The 21,447-nt window shown below is 70.0% G+C and carries 18 protein-coding genes; 17 read left to right on the forward strand and 1 reads right to left on the reverse strand.

Annotated features, from left to right (window positions below):
• The first annotated feature begins 14 nt into the window (after positions 1 to 14).
• From ACUDCK_RS23905 to arsH, 14 genes are all read left to right on the forward strand, one after another.
• Entirely contained in the window at positions 15 to 866 is an 852-nt protein-coding gene (locus tag ACUDCK_RS23905; protein ID WP_054500793.1) for a hypothetical protein, read from the forward strand.
• 202 nt (positions 867 to 1,068) lie between these two features.
• Positions 1,069 to 3,210 (forward strand): hydantoinase/oxoprolinase family protein, encoded by a 2,142-nt coding sequence (locus ACUDCK_RS23910; protein WP_064525868.1) that lies wholly within the window; start codon positions 1,069 to 1,071, stop codon positions 3,208 to 3,210.
• Complete coding sequence (locus ACUDCK_RS23915; protein WP_175167128.1) at positions 3,207 to 4,904, forward strand: hydantoinase B/oxoprolinase family protein; 1,698 nt, start codon at positions 3,207 to 3,209, stop codon at positions 4,902 to 4,904. Before ACUDCK_RS23910 ends, ACUDCK_RS23915 begins: the two co-directional genes overlap by 4 nt.
• Before the next feature lie 66 nt (positions 4,905 to 4,970).
• Entirely contained in the window at positions 4,971 to 6,557 is a 1,587-nt protein-coding gene (locus ACUDCK_RS23920) for an ABC transporter substrate-binding protein (RefSeq protein ID WP_054500790.1), read from the forward strand.
• Positions 6,554 to 7,537: an ABC transporter permease gene (locus ACUDCK_RS23925; RefSeq protein ID WP_054500789.1), complete on the forward strand. Its 984-nt coding sequence runs from the start codon at positions 6,554 to 6,556 to the stop codon at positions 7,535 to 7,537. The genes ACUDCK_RS23920 and ACUDCK_RS23925 overlap by 4 nt, the downstream gene beginning before the upstream one ends.
• A gap of 22 nt (positions 7,538 to 7,559) precedes the next feature.
• Complete coding sequence (locus tag ACUDCK_RS23930; RefSeq protein WP_175167127.1) at positions 7,560 to 8,444, forward strand: ABC transporter permease; 885 nt, start codon at positions 7,560 to 7,562, stop codon at positions 8,442 to 8,444.
• Positions 8,445 to 8,568: 124 nt separating this feature from the next.
• Complete coding sequence (locus ACUDCK_RS23935; RefSeq protein ID WP_054500787.1) at positions 8,569 to 8,958, forward strand: BlaI/MecI/CopY family transcriptional regulator; 390 nt, start codon at positions 8,569 to 8,571, stop codon at positions 8,956 to 8,958.
• Positions 8,955 to 10,664, forward strand: coding sequence for a M56 family metallopeptidase (locus ACUDCK_RS23940; RefSeq protein WP_445659262.1), 1,710 nt, complete (start codon positions 8,955 to 8,957; stop codon positions 10,662 to 10,664). Before ACUDCK_RS23935 ends, ACUDCK_RS23940 begins: the two co-directional genes overlap by 4 nt.
• Positions 10,665 to 10,702: 38 nt before the next feature.
• Positions 10,703 to 11,530: an OXA-364 family class D beta-lactamase gene (gene blaOXA, locus ACUDCK_RS23945; RefSeq protein ID WP_175167125.1), complete on the forward strand. Its 828-nt coding sequence runs from the start codon at positions 10,703 to 10,705 to the stop codon at positions 11,528 to 11,530.
• A gap of 13 nt (positions 11,531 to 11,543) precedes the next feature.
• Positions 11,544 to 12,650: an acyltransferase family protein gene (locus ACUDCK_RS23950; RefSeq protein WP_054500784.1), complete on the forward strand. Its 1,107-nt coding sequence runs from the start codon at positions 11,544 to 11,546 to the stop codon at positions 12,648 to 12,650.
• Between the two features lie 73 nt (positions 12,651 to 12,723).
• Positions 12,724 to 13,050 carry an ArsR/SmtB family transcription factor gene (locus ACUDCK_RS23955; RefSeq protein WP_054500783.1) on the forward strand — a complete coding sequence of 109 codons (327 nt, stop codon included), beginning with the start codon at positions 12,724 to 12,726 and terminating at the stop codon, positions 13,048 to 13,050.
• A 15-nt stretch (positions 13,051 to 13,065) separates the two neighbouring features.
• Positions 13,066 to 13,566: an arsenate reductase ArsC gene (locus ACUDCK_RS23960; protein ID WP_054500782.1), complete on the forward strand. Its 501-nt coding sequence runs from the start codon at positions 13,066 to 13,068 to the stop codon at positions 13,564 to 13,566.
• A 4-nt stretch (positions 13,567 to 13,570) separates the two neighbouring features.
• Positions 13,571 to 14,650, forward strand: a complete 1,080-nt coding sequence (gene arsB / locus ACUDCK_RS23965) for an ACR3 family arsenite efflux transporter (protein WP_054500781.1) — start codon at positions 13,571 to 13,573, stop codon at positions 14,648 to 14,650.
• 68 nt (positions 14,651 to 14,718) lie between these two features.
• Complete coding sequence (gene arsH, locus ACUDCK_RS23970; protein ID WP_064525848.1) at positions 14,719 to 15,447, forward strand: arsenical resistance protein ArsH; 729 nt, start codon at positions 14,719 to 14,721, stop codon at positions 15,445 to 15,447.
• 63 nt (positions 15,448 to 15,510) lie between these two features.
• On the opposite strand, the gene ACUDCK_RS23975 is transcribed toward arsH, so the two are convergent.
• Positions 15,511 to 19,044: an ATP-binding response regulator gene (locus ACUDCK_RS23975; protein ID WP_244976870.1), complete on the reverse strand. Its 3,534-nt coding sequence runs from the start codon at positions 19,042 to 19,044 to the stop codon at positions 15,511 to 15,513.
• 162 nt (positions 19,045 to 19,206) lie between these two features.
• On the opposite strand from ACUDCK_RS23975, the gene ACUDCK_RS23980 reads away from it, so the two are divergent.
• The 3 genes from ACUDCK_RS23980 to ACUDCK_RS23990 all read left to right on the forward strand — a co-directional run bounded on the left by ACUDCK_RS23980 (position 19,207) and on the right by ACUDCK_RS23990 (position 21,440).
• Positions 19,207 to 19,725: a sigma-70 family RNA polymerase sigma factor gene (locus ACUDCK_RS23980; protein ID WP_175167124.1), complete on the forward strand. Its 519-nt coding sequence runs from the start codon at positions 19,207 to 19,209 to the stop codon at positions 19,723 to 19,725.
• Between the two features lie 2 nt (positions 19,726 to 19,727).
• Positions 19,728 to 20,480 (forward strand): anti-sigma factor family protein, encoded by a 753-nt coding sequence (locus ACUDCK_RS23985; protein WP_244976869.1) that lies wholly within the window; start codon positions 19,728 to 19,730, stop codon positions 20,478 to 20,480.
• A gap of 192 nt (positions 20,481 to 20,672) precedes the next feature.
• Positions 20,673 to 21,440, forward strand: a complete 768-nt coding sequence (locus ACUDCK_RS23990; RefSeq protein ID WP_064525843.1) for an alpha/beta fold hydrolase — start codon at positions 20,673 to 20,675, stop codon at positions 21,438 to 21,440.
• Positions 21,441 to 21,447: the final 7 nt, after the last annotated feature.

A 21,447-nucleotide genomic window follows, 5' to 3' on the forward strand; every position in this document is an offset into this window, starting at 1 on the left:
AAGAGATCCCCCTCATGATCCGTCATCTGGTCCTTGCCGCGCCGCTGGCGCTGGCCGCCCTGCTCGTCCCCGGCGCCGCGCAGGCCGCCCGTGGCGCCTGCCCGCAGGCCGCGGCTGTCGTGCGCATGGCCTACCCCGAGGCGCCCGCCCCCGACGGCGAAGGCAACCTGCGCCTCGGGCGGGACAATATCGTCATCCGGATCGCCGACGCCGACGACGGCGAACCCTTCGCCGTGACGTGCAAGACCTGGCCGGCCCAGCCTGGCCTTCTGCTGGCGGCGATTCCGCTGATGCAGGACACGCCGAACCAGGACGACGGCCACACCGGCGACCTGCGGATCCTGGTGCTGGACAGCTCCTCCCTGGAAATCCGTCATGACATCCGGCTGCAAGGACTGATGTCGGACGATGCGGTACGCCTGACCAGCGTGTCCTTCGACACCGCCCGCTACGACCTCGCGCCCGGCCGCCGCGCCTTCGGCTTGCGCATCTCGCGCGTCGGCGCCTCGCGCGCCAACCCCTTCGACGAAACCAGCCTGCGCCTGTTCGACATCGGCCCCAAGGGCCTGGCGATGGTGCTCGATGGCTTGTCCGTCGCGCGCTCGAGCGGCGAATGGGACACCAACTGCGCGGGGAGATTCACCAGCCGCGCCGTGACCCTGTCCATGGCCGACACGGTCACGCAGGGATACCGCGACATCGCCACGAGTGAATCGCGCGAGTCGAGCCGGGCGGCCGTGGTGCGCGGCGATTGCGAGGAAAAAGTCGTCGACAAGGGCAAGACGCCGCGCACGCTGAAATTCGACGGCCAGCGCTATCGGATTCCGCAACCATTGCGGTCGATGGACCGCGACGGCGCGGAATAACACGCCCGCCCGACCGATCGGCGATCAGCAGATCGCCGATCGCCAGATTGCCCGGCGCCAAGGCCGGCTGGCACGAAATCCGCATATCGACATGCGAAAAACGTCCTTCTGGCAGCCGCCCTGACTGCTTAGGATCGGTCTTTTGCAAAGCCCGCCTGCCGGCGCTCCGCGAGACCCCTGCGCTTTTTCCTCCCCTGCCCACATGTCCCACTCCCCCTCTGAGTCCGCCTCGACGGCGCCGGTGCGCGTTGCCGTCGACGTCGGCGGCACGTTCACCGATATCGTCCTCGAACAGGAACCACAACGCTGGTCGGCCAAGCTGCTGACCACGCCCGACGCGCCCGAAACCGCGGTGCTGCAAGGCATCGAAGAGCTGCTCGGCCAGGCCGGCCTGGCGTGGCCGCGGGTCGACCTCCTGATCCTGGGCACCACGCTGGCCACCAATGCGCTGATCGAGCGCAAGGGCGCCCGCACCGCGCTGCTGACGACCGCGGGTTTCCGCGACCTGGTCGAGATCGGCCTGGAAGACCGCTTCGCGCAGTACGACATCTTCCTGGACAAGCCCGAACCGCTGGTGCCGCGGCCCTGGCGCTTCGGCGTCACCGAGCGCGTCGATGCGCACGGCCAGGTGCTGACGCCGCTGGACGAGGCCCAGGTGATCGCGCTGGCCGGGGAACTGACCCGCGCCGGCATCGAGAGCGTGGCGGTGTGCCTGCTGCACAGCTACGCCCATCCCGGCCACGAACGCCGCATCCGCGCGCTGCTCAAGCAACACGCGCCGCAGCTTTGGGTGTCGCTGTCTTCCGACGTCTGCGCCGAGATCCGCGAGTATCCGCGCCTGTCCACCGTCAGCGCCAACGCCTACGTGCAGCCGCAGGTGTCCGGCTACCTGCGCCGGCTGAACGACGCGGCGCGCCAACGCGGACTGCGCGACGAGCCGTTCCTGATGACCTCGGGCGGCGCCATCGCCACCTTGCAGACCGGCATCGACGAGCCGGTGCGGCTGGTGGAGTCCGGACCGGCCGGCGGCGCGATCCTGGCCCAACACATCGCCGAACAGACCGGCGCGGCGCGCGCGCTGTCGTTCGACATGGGCGGCACCACGGCCAAGATCTGCTACATCGATGACTTCGAGCCGCAGGTCAGCCGCAGCTTCGAATTCGGCCGCGTGCACCGTCACCTGAAGGGCTCGGGCCTGCCGATCCGCATCCCGGTGATCGAGATGGTGGAGATCGGCGCCGGCGGCGGCTCGATCGCGCGCGTCAACCACCTGGGCGTGGTGCAGGTCGGCCCGGACAGCGCCGGCTCGTCGCCCGGCCCCGCCGCGTATGGCAATGGCGGCGAACTGCCCACCGTCACCGATGCCCACGCGCTGATCGGCACCGTCACGCCGGAACGCTTTGCCGTCGGCAAGGTCAGCCTGCAACCCGAGCGCGCGCGCCATGCCATCGAGACCCACCTGGCGCGCCCCGCCGGGCTGGAAGCGCCGCAGGCCGCCCAGGCCATCATCGAGGTGGTCAGCGAGAACATGGCCAACGCCGCCCGCGTGCATGCTTCCGAGCTGGGCAAGGCGGCCGAGGAACACACCCTGATCGCCTTCGGCGGCGCCGCGCCGCTGCATGCCGCCGGCCTGGCGCGCAAGCTCGGCATCGGCCGCGTCATCATCCCGGAATCGGCTGGCGTGGGGTCGGCCGTGGGCTTCCTGTGGGCGCCGATCGCCTACCAGGCGGTGCGCAGCTTCCACCAGCGCCTGGCCGACATCGACCATGCCGCGGTGCAGCGCCTGCTGGACGAGCTGACCGCCGGGGTCGACACCGTGGTGCGGCGCGCCGCGCCCGAAGCGCCGCTGAGCCACAAGCGGGTGGTCTTCATGCGCTACAGCGGCCAGGGCCACGAGATTGCCGTGGACCTGCCGGACGGCCCCTTCGACGCCGCCGCCAGCGCGCGGCTGGGCGCGGCCTTCGCCGAACGCTATGCCCAACTGTACGGCCGCAGCCTGCCGCACGTGGCGCCCGAGGCCGTCAGTTGGTCGGTCGCCGCCCAGGCCGGCGAGCGCCGCGCGCGGCCGCGTGACCACATCGCCAGCGGCCCGGCCACGGCGGCGCGCCAGGCCGGCACGCGCCGGCTCTACGACTTCGACCGCAACGACTGGATCGAGGTGCCGACCTACGAACGCCAGGCGCTGGACGCCGAGCAGAAGCTGACCGGCCCCGCCCTCGTCGTGGAAGACGAGACCACCACTTTCGTGCCCGCGGGCTTCGAAGCGCGGCGCAGCCGGCTCGGCTCGCTGGTGCTGGACGATATCAAGGCGGCCGCCGCGCGCGCCGCAAAGGACCCCGCATGAGCACCGCGCAACCCACGCCCCAGCAACGCATCCGCTTTCAACTGGCCTGGAATCGCCTGCTGTCGGTAGTGGAGGAACAGGCCCAGGTGCTGATCCGCTCGGCCTTCGGCACCGCCACGCGCGAAGCCGGCGACCTGTCGGCCGGCGTGTTCCTGCCCGACGGCCGCATGATCGCCCAGGCCGTCACCGGCACGCCCGGCCACGTCAACGCCATGGCCGAATCGGTCAAGCACTTTCTCAAGGTGTTTCCGCCGGAGACCCTGAAGGACGGCGACGTGCTGCTGACCAACGATCCGTGGAAGGGCACCGGCCACCTGTTCGATATGACCATGGTGTCGCCGGTGTTCCATGACGGCGCCCTGGTGGCGCTGTTCGCCTCGACCCTGCACGTGATCGACATCGGCGGCATCGGCAGCAGCGCCGACGGCCTGGAGGTCTATCACGAAGGCCTGTTCCTGCCGATCCTGCGCTTCTTCCACCAGCACCAGGTCGACCCGGGCGTGCTGGCCATCATCCGCGCCAATGTGCGCGAACCGGAACAGGTCGAGGGCGACCTGTACGCGCTGGTGGCCTGCAACGACATCGGCGGGCGCCGCCTGAAGTCGCTGTTGACCGAGTTCCAGTTGGGCGACCTGGAATCGCTGGGCGGCTACATCATCGAGCAATCGGCGCGAGCCATGCGCCAGGCCATCGCGCAATGGCCGCAGGGCACCTGGCACAACACGCTGGTGATCGATGGCTACGACGCGCCGATCACGCTGCAGGCGAGCGTGACGGTGCGGGATGGCAAGATCCTGGTGGACTTCGACGGCACTTCGCCCAGCGTGGCGCGCGGCATCAACGTGGTCAAGGCCTATACCGACGCCTACACCTCGTTCGGCATCCGCTGCCTGATCGGCGCCGACGTGCCCAACAACGCCGGCTCGCTGTCGCTGGTGGAAGTGGCCGCGCCCGAAGGCTCGATCCTGAACGCCCGCTTCCCGGCCGCGGTGACGGCGCGCCACATCATCGGCCAGTTGCTGCCCGACGCCGTGTTCGGCGCGCTGCGCCAGGCGCGGCCCGACCAGGTGCCGGCCGAGGGCGCCTCGTCGCTGTGGAACCTGCACCTGGTCGGCGGCGAGCCGCTGGCCGGCGCCACGCAGGATGAACAGCGGGCGTTGCTGGCGGGTCCGCGCTTCAATGCGGTCAGTTTCTCCACCGGCGGCACCGGCGCCCGGCCCGGCAAGGACGGGCTGTCCGTCACTTCGTATCCCAGCGGCGTGCGCAACGTGTCGCTGGAGATCCTGGAAAGCGCCAATCCGCTGGTGTTCGAACAGAAGGAATACCGCGCCGATTCCGGCGGTCCGGGCACGGTGCGCGGCGGCCTCGGCCAGACCATCGTCGTGCGCCACGCGGATCCGCAGGCGGCCATGATGATCGCCGCCGCCTTCGACCGCGTGGTGCATCCGGCCCGCGGCGCGCTTGGCGGGCACGCCGGCGCCGGCGGCGCCCTGGGGCTGGTCGGCGGCGCGAGTCTGCGCGCCAAGGGCCGCCAACTGGTCCCGGCCGGCGAACGCCTGGTGGTGCACACCCCGGGCGGCGGCGGCCTGGGCGACCCGGCCCGCCGCGACGCCGCGCGCGTCGAACGCGACGTGCGCTACGGCCTGGTCAGCGCGGAGCAGGCCGGCAGCGCCTACCAGCACACCGGCACCTGAGCACGACCCTTTCCATCCCGCCCCGGGCGCGCCCCGGGGCCCTCATCATTTCCCCGCCCGACGATCATGAAGCCAACCCGCCGTTCCTTCCTCAGCCTGACCCTTGCCGGCCTGCTGCTGGCCGCCAGTCCGTACACCCATGCGGAACCCGCCCGCGGCGGCACGCTGACGCTGCTGCTGCCGTCCGAACCCACCGCGCTCGTCACCGTGGGCAACGTCGCCACGCCGATCCTGAGCGTCAGCGCCAAGGTCACCGAAGGCCTGCTCAAATACGACTACGACCTGACTCCCGAACCTCAGCTTGCCACCGCCTGGAACATCAGCCCCGACGGCACCGTGTACACCTTCACGCTGCGCCAGGGCGTCAAGTGGCATGACGGCAAGCCGTTCACGGCGGCGGACGTGGCCTTCTCCATCGAGCTGCTCAAGAAGATCCACCCGCGCGGCCGCAACACCTTCGCCAACGTCACCGCCATCGAGACGCCGGACGACCACACCGTGGTGCTGCGCCTGTCCAAGCCGGCGCCCTACCTGATCCGCGCCTTCGTCGCGACCGAAACGCCGATCATCCCCAAGCACATCTACGAAGGCACCGATCCGCTGACCAATCCGGCCACCTCGGCGCCGATCGGCACCGGCCCGTACAAGTTCAAGGAATGGGTGCGCGGCAGCCATATCGTCTACGAGCGCAACCCGGACTACTGGGACAAGCCCAAGCCCTACATCGACCGCCTGATCGTGCGCATCGTCGCCGACCCGGCCGCGGCCGCCATCGCCTTCGAGACCGGCACGGCCGACCTGGGCTACCGCACGCCCGTGCCGCTGGCCGACCTAGCGCGCCTGAAGGCCGTGCCGTCGCTGCGCTTCGAGACCAAGGGCAACAGCTACTCCTACAACGTGACGCGCCTGGAATTCAATCTGGACGATCCGCACTTCAAGAATGAGAAGGTGCGCCAGGCGGTGGCCCACGCCGTCGACCGCAACGTCATCCTGAAGGTGGTGAACTACGGCGTCGGCCAGGTGGCGTATTCGCCCATCGCGCCCGGCCTGAAGACCTACAACGACCCGACGCCCACGCCCTACCCCTTCGATCTCAAGCGCGCCAACGCATTGTTGGACGAGGCCGGCTATCCCAAGGGCGCCGACGGCGTGCGCTTTCGCGTGACGCTGGACTACAACCCGATCGGCGCCGACGGCCCGCGCCTGGCCGACTACCTGCGCACCACGCTGGCGCGCGTCGGCATCGCGGTGACGGTGCGGGCCCAGGACGCCTCGGCCTTCATCAAGCGCGTCTACACCGACCGCGACTTCGCCTTCACCACCAACGGCGCCAGCAACCTGTTCGACCCCACCGTCGGCGTGCAGCGGCTGTACTGGTCGAAGAACTTCATCAAGGGCGTGCCGTTCTCCAATGGCACGCATTACCAGAACCCGAAGGTGGACCAGTTGCTGGAAGCCGCCGCGGTCGAGAACGACCCGGCCCGCCGCGTGCAGCTTTTCAAGGAGTTCCAGCAGATCGTGGCGCGCGAGGTGCCCGACCTGAACCTGTACCAGCCGGAATTCATCACCATCGCCAACCAGCGCGTGCATGACCACTCGCTGACGGCCGACGGCGTCGAGTCCAATCTGGCCGACGTCTATCTGCAGCCATGACGGCGCATCGTTCATTGCGGGTCCTGGGACGGTCGCTGCTGCAAGCGGTGCCGACCGTCATCGGCGTCGTGCTGCTCAGTTTCTTCCTGCTGCAGGCGGTGCCGGGTGATGCCGCCGACGTGATCGCGGCGGAGTCCGGTTCGGCCACCGAGGCCAGCATGGCCGCGCTGCGCAGCCACTTCGGGCTGGACCAGCCGGTGCTGCAACAACTGGGCGCCTATCTGCGGGACCTGGCCACGCTCAACCTGGGCGTGTCGCCGCGCTACAACCTGCCGGTGTCGGAGCTGATCTTCAGCCGGTTGGGCAACACCGTGCTGCTGATGGGCAGCGCGTTGGCGTGCGCGCTGGCGGCCGGCATCGCATTGGGCGCGGTCATGGCCAGCTTTGCCGGCCGCTGGCTCGACCGCGTGCTGTCGCTGGCGGCGCTGCTGCTGTATTCCACGCCCGGCTTCTGGCTCGGGCTGATGGCCATCATCCTGCTCTCGGTCAAGCTGGGCTGGCTGCCGCCCGGCGGCGTATCCACCATCGGCTCGGGCGCCACGGGCTGGGCTCACGCGCTGGACGTGGCGCGCCACCTGGTGCTGCCGACCCTGGCGCTGACCGGCTTCTACGTGGCCATCTTCGCCCGTCTCACGCGCGCCTCGATGCTCGAGGTGAACCGCCAGGACTTCGTCCGCACCGCCCACGCCAAGGGCCTGACGCCGCGCGCGGTAGCGCTGCGTCACGTGCTGCGCAACGCGCTCATCCCGGTCACCACCGTGGCCGGCCTGAACGTCGGCACGCTGCTGGGCGGCGCCGTGGTGGTGGAGACGGTGTTCAGTTGGCCCGGCCTGGGCCGCCTGGCCTACGAGTCCGTGATGGCGCGCGACTTCGTGGTGCTGCTGGGCATCCTGGTGCTGTCGTCGCTGCTGGTGATCCTGGCCAACATCCTCGTCGACCTGCTGCAGACCTTGCTCGACCCGCGCATCCGCGTGCGCTGACTCCTTCATTTCCCGACTCGCCATGACCGCTCAATCCGCTTCCGCGCCGGCGCCCAGCGCTCCTCTGCCCCGCCTGCGCCGCGGCGCGCTGGGCCGCCTGCTGGCCAACCCGGCCGCCGTGGCCGGCGCGCTGCTGCTGCTCCTGATCCTGCTGGCCGCGGCCACCGCGCCGTGGATCTTTCCGCACGATCCGCTCGACATGGTGGGGCCGCCCATTCTGTGGCCCGGGCAGGACCATGAATTCTGGCTCGGCACCGACACCATGGGCCGCGACGTGGCCGCCGGCCTGGCGCATGGCGCGCGAGTGTCGCTCACGGTGGGCGTCACCGCGGCGTTGCTGAGCCTGGTGATCGGCATCGCCATCGGCGCGGCGGCCGGCTACTTCGGCGGCTGGGTCGACGTGGCGCTGATGCGCGTGACCGAGCTGCTGCAGACCATCCCCGCCTTTTTGCTGGTGGTGGTGATCGTGGCGATCGCCCGCCCCTCGGTGACGGTGATCGCGCTGTCCATCGGGGTCGCCTCCTGGCCCGTGGTGGCGCGGCTGGTGCGGGCCGAGTTCCGCACCCTGCGCGAATCCGAATTCGTGCAGGCGGCGCGCAGCCTGGGTTTCAGCCACGCCCGCATCGCCCTGCTCGAAATCCTGCCCAATGCGCTGCCGCCGGTGATCGTGACCACCTCGGTCCTGGTGGCTAACGCCATCCTGATGGAATCGGCGCTGTCGTTCATGAACATGGGCGATCCCAACGCGGTGTCGTGGGGCAGCATGATCGGCGACGCCCGCGAGATGCTGCGCACGGCCTGGTACCTGGCGGCGCTGCCGGGCGTGTCCATCATCCTGACGGTGCTGTCGCTGAACCTGCTGGGCGACGCATTGAACGACGCGTTCAATCCCCGGCTGTCGCGCTGAAGCCTTGCCGGCCCGGCGCATCGGTGGCGGGTCGGCGGCGAAAGGAGCCGCGAAAGAAGCGGAAGTAGACAAACTTTTCTAGAACATTTATTCTAGATCGACTTTTTGTCGACTTCCCCGCTTCATGACCGTCTCCCCTTCCGCCACCGCCAAGCCCACCAGCGCCGAACTCGACGTGTTGCAGGCGCTCTGGGAAACCGGTCCCGCCACCGTCAAGCAGGTCCACGCCGCGATGGCCGCCGGGCGCGACGGCCTAACCTACGCCAACGTGCTGCGGCTGATGCAGATCATGCACGGCAAGGGCCTGCTGACGCGCGACGAAAGCGAACGCTCGCACGTCTACGCCGCCGCCCAGAGCCAGAAGGCGACCCAGGGCGGCCTCATCAAGGACCTGATCGGCAAGGCCTTCGCCGGCTCCGGCAAGGCGCTGGTGCTGGCCGCGCTGCGCGAAGGCCACGTCAGCAAAAAGGAACGCGCGGAAATCGAAGCCCTGCTGCGCGACGACAAGCTGTGACCGACTTCCTGCTCGCCTCGGCCTGGACCCTCGGCGGCAGCCTGCCGGCGCTGGCCTGGAAAATCCTGTGCCTGCACGCCGCCACGCTGGCGCTGCTGACGCTGACGCGCCCCCACGATGCCCGGCTGCGCTACCTGCTGCTGGGCGCGGCGCTGTTCGCCGGCGTGGGCATCGGCATGGCCGACGTGGCGCTCGCCTGGCGCGGCCCGCCGGCCCCGCTGCCCGCCGCGGCCGCGCCCACGGCGGAAACGACCGCCACGGCCTGGCCGCTATGGCTGGCGCTGGCCTGGCTGGCCGGCAGCGCGCTGGCGGCGCTGCGGCTGCTGTTCGGACTGGGCTGGTTGCGCGGCGTGCTGCGCGCCAGCCAGCCCTGGCAGGATCCCGCCTGGCAGGCGCGCGTGGCGGACATGGCGCGCCGCCTGCGCCTGTCGCGCGCGGTCGGCCTGCGCGTGACGCGCAACCTGTCCACGCCGGTCACCGCCGGCTGGCTCAAGCCGGTGATCCTGGTGCCGGCCTCGCTCGTCACCGGCATGCCGGCGGACCTGCTGGCCGCGCTGCTGGCGCATGAGCTGGCCCACGTGCGGCGCCACGATTACCTGGTGAACCTGCTGCAGCACGCGGCCGAAGTGCTGTTGTTCTTCCATCCGTCGATCTGGTGGCTGTCGCGCCGCCTGCGGATCGAACGCGAGCGCATCGCCGACCAGATGGCCGCGGCGCTGATCGGCGGTCCCATGCCGCTGGCGCGGGCCCTCCACGCCCTGGAGCGCGCCAACGAAGCGCCGGCGCCGGTGGCGCCCGCCGCGCGCGACGGCGACCTGCTCGACCGCATCCGCCGCCTGGTCCGACCCGACACGCTCGCCGCCCGCCGCGCGGTGGCCCTGCCCGTGCTGGCCATGTCGTGCGCATTGGCGGGGTTTGGCGCCTGGTCGGCGCTGACGACGGGGCCGGCGCAGCCGCTGTCCGCGCAGGAGGCGCAACGCCTCATGGCGCGGCTGCCCGCGGTCCAGGCGCTGATCTCGGCCAGCGGCGCCTCCCACGTACTGGTGCAGGACACCCGCTCCGGCGCAACCCTGCTCGGCCGCGCCGAGAACGATGCCGTGCCGATCGCCTCGCTGACCAAGCTGATGACCGCCATGGTGGTGCTGGACACCGCGCCGGACCTGTCGCGCGCCATCCGCATCGATGAGCGCGACGCGCGCGCCACCGCCGCGGGCGCCGCCTCGCCGCTGCCGGTGGGCGCCAGCGTGACGCTGGACACGCTGCTCAGGCTGGCGCTGATGGCCTCGGACAACCGCGCCGCCCACGCCCTGGCCCGCACCTATCCAGGTGGCGAGGCGGCCTTCGCCCAGGCCCTGCGGCGCAAGACCGCGGCGCTGCATCTGGAACACACCACGCTGGAAGAGCCGACCGGCCTGTCGCCCGCCAATCGCGCCAGCGCCGCCGACGTCGGCCGCATCGTCAGCGCGGCCGCCGCGTATCCGCAGATCGCGCGCGACACCACCACCCCCGCCGAGACGGTGCACGCCGCCGGCGACTCGCTGCGCTATCGCAACACCAATCCGCTGGTCGGCGCGCAAGGCTGGGACATCCGCCTGTCCAAGACCGGCGCCTCGACCGAGGCCGGACGCTGCCTGGCCATGCGGATCCACATCGACGACCGCGACCTGACGCTGGTCCTGCTCGACGGCCGCGCCGACTGCGCCTGAACGCACCTTCCGTTTTTCCCCACCACGCTTCATCGATCATGCCCCTCCGACTCCCTCTGCGCGCCCTGGGCGCGGCCCTGTCCCTGTTCGCGCTGGCCGGCGCCCCCGCCCGCGCGGCGGTTTTGTGCACCGTGGTGGCCGACGCGGCCGACGGCCGCATCGTGTTCCAGCAAGGCACGCAGGCGGCCTGCGCCGAGCGCTACACGCCCGCCTCGACCTTCAAGCTGCCGATCGCGCTGATGGGCGCGGACGCGGGCATCCTGCAAGGCGCGCACGCGCCAGTCTGGAACTACCAGCCGGGCTACCCCGACTGGGGCGGCGACGCCTGGCGCCAACCGACGGACCCGGCGCGCTGGATCAAGTATTCGGTGGTCTGGTACTCACAACTGACCGCCCGGGCGCTGGGGCAGGAGCGCTTCCAGCGCTACGCCTCGGCCTTCCAGTACGGCAACGAGGACGTCTCGGGCGAGCCCGGCAAGCACAACGGCCTGGACGGCGCGTGGATCAACTCGTCGCTGCGCATTTCGCCGCTGGAGCAACTGGCGTTCCTGCGCAAGCTGGTCAACCGGCAATTGCCGCTCAAGCCCGCGGCCTACGATCTGGCCGAGACGCTGTTCGACGCCGGCGAGGCCGGCGGCTGGCGCCTGTATGGCAAGACCGGCACCGGCTCGCCGGGCAGCAACGGCGTCTACACGCCGGACAACGCCTACGGCTGGTTCGTCGGCTGGGCGCGCAAGGACGGCCGCCAACTGGTGTTCGCGCGCCTGCTGCAGGACGAGAAAGCCACCCGGCCCAATGCCGGCCTGCGCGCCCGCGACGAGCTGTTGCGCGAGTGGCCGGCCATGGCCGACGCGCCCCGCCAGTAGGGCGGCGCCGAGCATGAACGCCGCCCCCCGCGATGACGCCATCGACATGCTGCGCGGCCTGTCGATCCTGCTGGTGCTGCTGCATCATTTCAACATCGCCTATCCGCTGCGCGACACGGCGCTGGCCGGCGTTATCGGCTGGCCGCTGCTGCACGCCATCGCGCGCAATGGCAACTACGGGGTGACGATCTTCTTTGTCATCTCGGGGTTCCTGATCACCCGCAATGCGCTCGAGCGCTGGGGCAGCTTGAACGCCATCCGGCCTGCCCCGTTCTGGCGCTTGCGACTGGCGCGGATCGTGCCCACGCTGGCGCTGACGCTGCTGGCCGTCGATGCGCTGGCGCTGGCCGGCCTGCCACTATTCGGCAACCGCGCAGGCAGCGCGGTGTCGCTCTGGACCGCCAACGCCGCCGCCCTCGGCGCCTGGATGAACGTGCTGGTCATCCGCGAAGGATGGATCAACTACGCGCTGGGCGTGATGTGGTCGCTGTCGGTGGAGATGGCCTTCTACCTGCTGTTTCCGCTGGCCTGCGCGTGGCTGCGGCCTGGCGCGGGGTTGCGGACGCTGGCCGCGCTGCTGATCGTGGCAGGCCCGCTCTATCGCCTCGCCAACCAGGGCGAGAGCGAGGCGTACCTCTACGGCTATCTGGCCTGCTTCGACGCCATCGCCATCGGCTGCTGCGCCGCGGTGCTGTGGCAACGGCAGGCGATGCCGGCGTTGCGGCAGCCCTGGGTTCGTCCGCTTGCCGGCTTCGCCATGGCCGCGCTCTACCTCGCGTGGCCGATCAGCCAGAGCAACGTCCTGGGCGCCAGCGCAATGGCGCTGGGCTCAGCCGTGCTGCTGCTCGGCCGACCCATGACGCCCCCGCCTTCGCCCGGCCTGGCGCGACGCCTGCTGGCGCGCTGCGGCCGCGACTGCTACGAGATCTACCTGCTGCATCTGCTCGTGCTGGGCCTGCTGCGCACCTGGCTGCCGCCCGCGCAATATCCGGGGGATGCCAGGCTCGGCCTGCTGCTGGCGTGCGTCATCGGCTCGTGCCTGCTGGGCGCGCTGGTGTCGCTCGGCTATTCCACACCTCTGAATCGCGGGCTGCGACGGTGGTTCGACGCGGCGCGCTAAGCGCGCCGGATACCGGCTGCATCGCGCCGGAAAAAAATCCACAATGATTCAATAATCGTTGTATTATCGAATAATGAATGAAGACCACGTCATCACCGCCCTCGGCGCCCTCGCCCACGCCCAACGCCTGCGCACCTTCCGCGCGCTGGTCGTGGCCGGCCTGCCAGGCCTTACCCCCAGCGTGCTCGCGGAGCAATTGGGCATCGCCCGCAATGCGCTCTCGTTCCACCTGAAGGCGCTGGCGCACGCCGGCCTGGTCACGGTCGAACAGCAGGGCCGCAACCTGATCTACCGCGCCGACTACTCGCGCATGAATGGCCTGCTCGGCTATCTCACCGAACACTGCTGCCAGGGCGCCCCCTGCGACCTCACCGATCCCGGCGCCTGCACTACCTGCTGACCAGGAGTTATCCCCATGTCATCCGTTCCGTTCAACGTGCTGTTTCTCTGCACCGGCAATTCCGCCCGCTCGATCCTGGCCGAAGGGCTGCTGCGGGGCCTGGGCGGGGAGCGCTTCCGCGCCTACTCCGCGGGCAGCGCGCCCAAGGGCGAGGTCCATCCTCTCGCGCTCGCCACGCTCCAGGCCTATTCGCTGCCGGCCGACGGCTACCGCAGCAAGCCCTGGGATGAATTCGCGGGCCCCGGCGCGCCGACGATGGACTTCATCATCACCGTCTGCGACAACGCCGCGGGCGAAGCCTGCCCGGTCTGGCCGGGCAGGCCGGCCACGGCGCACTGGGGCGTTCCCGACCCCGCGGCCGAGACCGGCGACGAGGCGCGCCGCCTGAAGGCCTTCCACGACGCCGCGCGCACGCTCAAGCGCCGCATCGAACTGTTCCTGTCCCTGCCGCTGGACAAGCTCGACGCCCTGTCGCTGCAGGCCGAGCTGCGCGGCATCGGCGCCTCGCGGGAGTAAAGCCATGTCGCTTTCCAGACAGCAGGCGGCCGTCCGGCGGCCGCCCGCGGGGCTGAGTGTTTTCGAGCGCTATCTCACGCTCTGGGTCGTGCTCTGCATCGTGCTGGGCATCGCGCTCGGGCAACTCATGCCGTCCCTGTTCCAGGCCATCGGCCGGCTCGAGGTCGCCCAGGTCAATCTGCCGGTGGGATTGCTGATCTGGGTGATGATCATCCCGATGCTGCTCAAGGTCGACTTCGGCGCGATGCGCCAGGTTGGCCGCCACTGGCGCGGCATCGGCGTGACGCTGTTCATCAACTGGGCGGTCAAGCCGTTCTCGATGGCGCTGCTGGGCTGGCTGTTCATCCGCCAGGTGTTCGCGCCCTGGCTGCCGGCCGACCAGCTCGACAGCTACATCGCCGGCCTGATCCTGCTGGCCGCGGCCCCCTGCACCGCCATGGTGTTCGTCTGGAGCCGGCTGACCGGCGGCGACGCGACGTTCACGCTGTCGCAGGTGGCGCTCAACGACGCCATCATGGTGTTCGCCTTCGCGCCCGTCGTCGGCCTGCTGCTGGGCCTGTCGGCCATCACCGTGCCGTGGGACACGCTGCTGGTGTCGGTCGGGCTGTACATCGTGATTCCGGTCATTCTCGCGCAGCTGTGGCGCCGCGCGCTGCAACGGCGCGGCCAGGCCGCCTTCGACGCGGCCCTGGCCCGGATCGCGCCGTTCTCCATGGCGGCGCTGCTGCTGACGCTGGTGCTGCTGTTCGCCTTCCAGGGCCGCGCCATCCTCGCCCAGCCGCTGGTGATCGCCATGCTGGCCGTGCCGATCCTGATCCAGGTGCTGTTCAATTCGGGCCTGGCGTACTGGCTCAACCGCCGCGTCGGCGAACGCCACGAGATCGCCGGTCCGTCGGCCTTGATCGGCGCATCCAACTTCTTCGAGCTTGCCGTGGCGGCCGCGATCAGCCTGTTCGGCTTCCAGTCCGGCGCGGCGCTGGCCACGGTGGTGGGCGTGCTGATCGAAGTGCCGGTAATGCTGCTGGTGGTGCGCGTGGTCAACCAGAGCAAGGGCTGGTACGACGCCGGCCCCCGACGGCGCTGAGCCATGGCTGGCGTTGCCCACACCGCGGCGCCCACACTGAGATTCCACCACGCATCACGAGGCATTGCATGCATTCCAAGCCGGACTCCGATCTTCCCAACCTCGACGCCGCGCGGTTCGAGGCGCCGGACCGGGCGCGCCTGTTGACGCCCGAACGCGCCGCCCATGCGCCGCGATTCCTGCTGCTGTACGGCTCTTTGCGCGAGCGCTCCTACAGCCGCCTGGTGGCCGAGGAAGCCGCGCGGCTGCTGCGCGCGCTGGGCGGCGAGACCCGCCTGTTCGACCCCTCCGGGCTGCCGCTGGTCGATGACGCCGGCAGCGAAGACCACCCCAAGGTGCGGGAACTGCACGCGCTGGTCCAGTGGGCCGAGGGCATGGTCTGGTGCTCGCCCGAGCGCCACGGCGCCATGACCGGCCTGATGAAGACGCAGATCGACTGGATTCCGCTGTCGGTCGGCGCCGTGCGGCCGACCCAGGGCAAGACGCTCGCCGTCATGCAGGTATCCGGCGGCTCGCAGTCCTTCAACGCGGTGAACCAGATGCGCATCCTGGGCCGCTGGATGCGCATGCTGACCATCCCCAACCAATCGTCGGTGGCCAAGGCCTACCAGGAGTTCGACGAGGCTGGCCGCATGAAGCCTTCTCCGTACTATGACCGCATCGTCGACGTGGTCGAAGAACTGATGAAGTTCACGCTGCTCACCCGCGACGCCTCGCCGTACCTGACGGACCGCTATAGCGAGCGCAAGGAAAGCGCGCAGGCGCTGTCGGCGCGAATGAGGCAATCGTCGATCTGACACGCCGCCCGCGCGGCCGCCCAGCGCTCGCGCAGGGCGTCAATAACCCGTGCGGCATGCCGCCTAGCGCGCGCGGTCGCCCGGTTCCGCCGCCCGTGCGCGCTGTTGCGACAAGGCAATCAGCATGCGCTCCAGGACGGAAAAATCAACCGGCTTGACCAGGTGGTGATCGAAACCCGCCTCCTGCGAACGGCGCCGGTCTTCGTCCTGCCCCCAGCCCGTCATGGCAATCAGCGCAATGTCCTGCCCCGCGGGGCCTGCGCGCACGCGCCGCGCCACCTCATAGCCATCGATGTCCGGCATGCCGATGTCCACCAGCATGACGTGCGGCGCAAAATCGACCAGCATGGCGAGCGCTTCGGCCCCATTGCGCGCGATCCGGACCTGCGCGCCAAAGCTCTCGAGCACCATGGCCGTCGTATCCCCGGAATCGGGATTGTCGTCCACCACCAGGATCCGGCCCGGCGCACGCCCTGGCGTGTCCGCGCCGTCCGTTTGCGGCAACGCCTGCGACGCGCCGCCTTGAACGGGCAGGCGAACCACGATTTCGCTGCCCGTTCCCGGCCCCGCGCTATGGGCCTGCACGCTGCCGCCGTGCAAGGCCACCAAGCGCGCCACCAGCGTCAGGCCGACGCCCAGCCCCCCGGATCCGCGACGCCCATCGACCTGGACGAACGGTTCGAAGACGCGCGTCAGCATGTCCACCGGAATGCCGCGGCCATTATCGCGGACCGACAGGACGAACTTGCCCCGGCCATCGCACGCGCCATTCAGGGTGATGTGGCCGCCACGGTCGGTATATTTGGCCGCGTTGTTGAGCAGATTGGAAACCACCTGCGTCAGGCGCACCGCATCGGCCTCGGCCATCACCGGCTCGGCGGGCAGCGTCACGCTGAGCGCGTGCCCGGCCGCGTCGATCACGCCGCGGCTCGCTTCCAGGGCATTGCGCAGCAGCGCCACGAGGTCCACGGGAGCCTTTCGCAGCAGTATCTTGCCGCTGTTGATGCGGGCGATATCCAGCAGGTCATCGACCAGCCTTGCGATGTGGCTGACCTGGCGCGCCAGCATCTCATGGATGCGCCGGACATCCGCTTCGCCGGCGCGCGCGCGCAGCAACAGTTGCAATCCGTTGTGCAGGGGCGCCAACGGATTGCGCAACTCATGGGCCAGCATGGCAAGGAATTCGTCCTTGCGCTCGTTGGCGTCGCGCAGCGCCGCCTGGGTTTCCTGCCGCAGCAACGACAAGCGCAAATGCGCGCCCACGCGCGCTCGCAGTTCGGCCGGCGAGAACGGCTTGACGAGGTAGTCGTCGGCCCCGGCGTCCATCCCCTCGACACGCGCTTCCTGGCCGGCGCGCGCCGATAACAGGATCACCGGCACCGTGCGCGTTCGCGCATCGCTGCGCAACGCCTGCAACAGCGTCAGGCCGTCCATGCCCGGCATCATGATGTCGGTGATGACCAGGTCGGGCGGAACCTGCCGCGCATCGCGCAACGCCGTCTGGCCGTCGGCGGCGATCGTCAGGTCATAGTCCTGCGCCAACAGGCCGCGCAGGTATTCGCGCAGATCGGCGTTGTCATCGACGCAGAGAATGCGTGGGCGGTCGCCCGTTGCCACGGACACGGACAACGGGGATGCGTTGGCCAGCCAGCGCGACGCCTCCTGACGCGCCTGGAGGGCCGCGCGGCCCAGGCGCGGCCCTTGTGGCTCCCGCGGCTCGCCTGGCTGATGTGGCCCGCCTGGCTCATACGGCCCGCCCGGCTCATGCGACCGTTCGCCGGCCGCGCTCGGCGCCTGCCTCTTGGGCAGCGTGACGATGAACCGGCTACCGACACCGGGCTCGCTCTCGACGGTGATGACCCCGCCCTGCAGCTTCACCAATTCGTGCACCAGCGCCAGGCCGATGCCCGACCCCTCATGGCTTCTGGCGGCGGAGCTGTGCCCCCGCTGAAAGCGCTGGAAGATTCTGGCCAGATCGGCCTGCTCGATGCCGACGCCGGTATCGCGCACGGACAGCACGACCTCGTTCCCGCCATCGCGCAAGGTCACGTCAATCGCGCCCCGCAAGGTGTACTTGAACGCGTTGGACAGCAGGTTCAACACGATCCGCTCGTACCAGTCGCGGTCGACGTAGACCTCGGGCAGCGCGTCGCACTGCACCGACAGTGTGAGGCCGGCGCCCTCGATCGCGGATCGGAATGCGCTGGCGTGATCGAGGGTGGCGCGCGCCAGGTCGGTCGGCTCGAGGCGCGCGACCATGCCCCCGCCTTCGATGCGCGAGAAGTCCAGCAGCGAATTCACCAGCTTCTGCAGCCGCAGCGCATTGCGGAACAGCAACTCGAGCGTCTCGTGGCCGAGGCTTGCCCGCGACTCGGCCAAAGCCTGTTCCAACGGGCCCAGGATCAACGTGAGTGGCGTGCGGAATTCGTGGCTGACGTTCGAGAAAAAGGTCGTCTTGGCCCGATCCAGCTCCGCCAGCGCCTCGGCGCGCCGGGCCTCCTCTTCATAGGCGACGGCGCTGGCGATGGCGCTGGCCGAATGCCGGGCGACGAGGTCGAAAAAATCGCGGTACGCGCCGTCCAGCGGCCGACGCGCGCTGACCCCGAGCACCATGATGCCGGAGACCGAGCCGTCCGCCGTCCAGCGGATCGGCAAAATGCGCGCCCATTCGGCCCGATCGGGCCAGGGGCCGCCAGGCAGGGCCAGCGCCCGGGACGCCAGCTCGACGGTCTGCGGCTCGCCCGTGCTGGCAACCTGCTCCAGCGGCCAATGGGCGGCGGCGCGCGCCTGGCCGTCCGCGCCGGTGGCGGACAGCAGCTCGAAGGCCGAATCGCCGCAACGGTAGATCAGGCAGAACGGCACGTCGCGCGGATTGCGGGCCAACACGTCGCAGATGCGGCGCGCGGTGGCCGCCGGCCCCGCGGTCGGCGGCTGCGCGCCCAGTTCGCGCAGGATCTCCAGGCGCCGCGCGCTGACAATCTTTTCGGTGGTCTCCGTGCAGGGGCAGAAAATTCCCTGGACGGTCACGCCATCGGTCGCCAGGATCGGACCGTAGGTGAAGGTGACGTAGACCTCTTCCCGCGGCAAGTGGCGATCGAAATAGAATTCCTGGTCATAGGACCACGTTGCCTGGCCGCTGCGATACACCCCGGCCAGCATGGGCCCGATTTCAGGCCAGATTTCACGCCAGCATTCCTGGCCCGGCCGCGCCAGCGCGCCAGGATGCTTGCTGGCGCCCAGGAAAGGAATATAGGCATCGTTGTACAGAATGCTGAAGTCTTCGCCCCACCACAACAGAATGGGGAAACGCGAACTCAGACACAGGCTCAACGCCGTGCGCAGGTTCTGCGGCCAGTGCTCGGGCGGTCCGATCGAGGTCGAGTGCCAATCCAGCCGCGCCAGATGCCGCGCGACCTCGCCGTGGTCCGGCAGGAAATTCAAACTCGTGTCGGGTGGCAAGGAGTCTCGCATGAAATAGGAGAAGGCCGCCGCGCGGCGGCCGCCGCAGTCTGTTCCGCACGCTTCGATGGTATCGCAGCACGATGCAAAATGAGCGCAAAGTCGTGAGTAGCCGTAACTGTCCTTGCCCGACTGCACAGCGGGGCCGGCGCGCGGCGCCAGCAGGCGATACGGCCCTGGGCGCGGAATACGAGTTCCCCCGACGAGCGGTGCAAATGTAATATCCCCGCCAAGGCCGGGAATAAACCCGACCGTCAGTCGTCTTACGGCAACCCTGTACCGTGAAAGGCTTGTTTCCCCATGACTGGCGGCTTTACCGACGATGATCTGCGCGAGGCGCTGCCGCGGCTGCGCCGCTTCGCGTTGTCGCTGACCCACGACGTGGCCAACGCCGACGACCTGGTGCAGTCGTGCATGGAGCGCGCGCTGTCGCGGGCGGCCGGCCGCCGCGCCGACGGCGACCTGCGGGCCTGGCTGTTCTCGATCCTGTACCGGTGTTTCCTGGACGGCCAGCGGCGCGGCAAGCGTTACGCCCGCATCCTCGACTTCTTCAGCGGCGCGCCCGAGCCGGTGGCGCCGTCCGCCGAGGACGTCGCCCTGGCCCGCGCCGCGCTGGGCGACCTGGCGCGCCTGTCGGCCGACCAGCAGAGCCTGCTGCTGCTGGTGTCGGTGGAGGGCCTGGGCTACCAGGAGGCCGCCGACGTGCTCGATATCCCCATCGGTACGGTAATGTCCCGGCTGTCGCGGGCGCGCAAGGCGCTGCGCGAGATCACGGAAGGCCATGTGGCCGCCAAGCCCGCCCTGCGATTGATGAAATGACCATGCCGACTCCCAGCGATCAAGAACTGCATGCCTACGCCGACGGCCAACTCGATGCCGAGCGCCGCCGCGAGGTCGAGCGCTATCTGGCCGACCATCCGGACGCCGCGCGCGAGGTCGACGCGATCCGGCGGCAGACCGACGAACTACGCCGCCAGCATGCCGACCTGGGCCGCTTCGCGCCGCCGCCCCGGCTGGACCCGGCGCGGATCCGCCTGGCCCAGGCGACGCGCCGGCGCCGCGCCATGGCGCTGGCGGCCTCGCTGGTGCTGATGCTGGGGCTGGGCAGCGTGGGCGGCTGGCAGATCCGCGACGCCGCCCTCCGCGCCAGCTACCTGCCGATGGCCGACGCGGTGCAGGCCTATCGCATGTTCGCCTCGGACGCGGCGTCATCGATGGTCGACTTCCGTTCCAGCCAGCCGGCCGAATTGCAGGCCTGGCTGAACCGGCACTTCGTGCAGCCGGCGCCGTTGCCCGACTTCGACGCCTTCGGCTTCCAGCCGGTGGGCGCACGCCTGATGTCCTCGGAGTATGGGCCGGCGGCGATGGTGCTCTACCAGAACCCGGCCGGCGAGTCGGTGCTGTACTACGTGCGTCCGCCCGGCGGCGTGGTCAATTTCGGCGACGGCAAGCGGCGCGACGGCGACCTGACGGCGCAGTACTGGAAACAGGGGCGCTACTTCTACGGCGTGGTCAGCCCGAGCGACACGCCAGCCGCGCGCGCGGTGCAGCAGGCGGTCGCGCCGGACGCCTGAGCCGGCCAACCCAAGCCGCCGCGCCAGGCCCGCGCTCCCGCCGCCCCGAACCGGGCGGCTTTTTCTTTTTCATGTCGCGGGAATAAGCGCGAGGCCGGTTCGTCTTACGGCGGACAGGCAGACGCCGGCGACATCGCGCCGGACGCCCCAGGCCTGCATGCCCCTTGTCGACCGAGAACCGAAGGACATCCCATGAAGATCAAGCATTCCCTCATCGCCGCCGCCTTTGCCCTGGCCGGCGCCGGCCTCGCCCACGCCGCGTCCGCCGCCGAGGCCGCCCCCATCCGCAACGTCGTGCTGGTGCATGGCGCCTACGCCGACGGCTCGAGCTGGTCGGCCGTGATCGAGCGCCTGCAGAAGGCCGGCCTGCACGTGACCTCGGTGCAGAATCCGCTGACCTCGCTGGCCGACGATGCCGCCGCCACGCAACGCGCCCTGGCGCTGCAGGACGGCCCGACGATCCTGGTGGGCCACTCGTGGGCCGGCACCGTGATCAGCCAGGCCGGCAATGATCCCAAGGTGGCCGGGCTGGTGTACGTGGCGGCGCGCGCGCCCGACGCCGGCGAGGACTACGGCGCGCTGGCCGCCCGGTTCCCCACTCCGCCCGCCAGCGCGGGGCTGGTCAAGTCGGGCGGCTACGCGCAGTTGAACGAACAAGCCTTCCTGCATGATTTCGCCGGCGACCTCGACCCGGTCCAGGCGCGCGTGCTGTATGCCGAACAGGGCCGCATCTCGGACACGTTGTTCGCCTCGCGCACCACCGAGGCCGCCTGGCGCCACAAGCCGACGTGGTACGCGGTCTCGACCAACGACCGCACCACTTCGCCCGAGCTGGAACGCTTTCTGGCCAAGCGCATGAACGCTCACACCATCGAGCTGGCGTCGGGCCACCTGTCGCTGTTGTCGCATCCCGACGAGATCGCCGACCTGATCCTGCAGGCCGCCGGCCGCAAGGGCTGAACCAGAC

The sequence above is a fragment of the Achromobacter sp. CF-sbj1-Ac2-l genome, assembly GCF_052698165.1.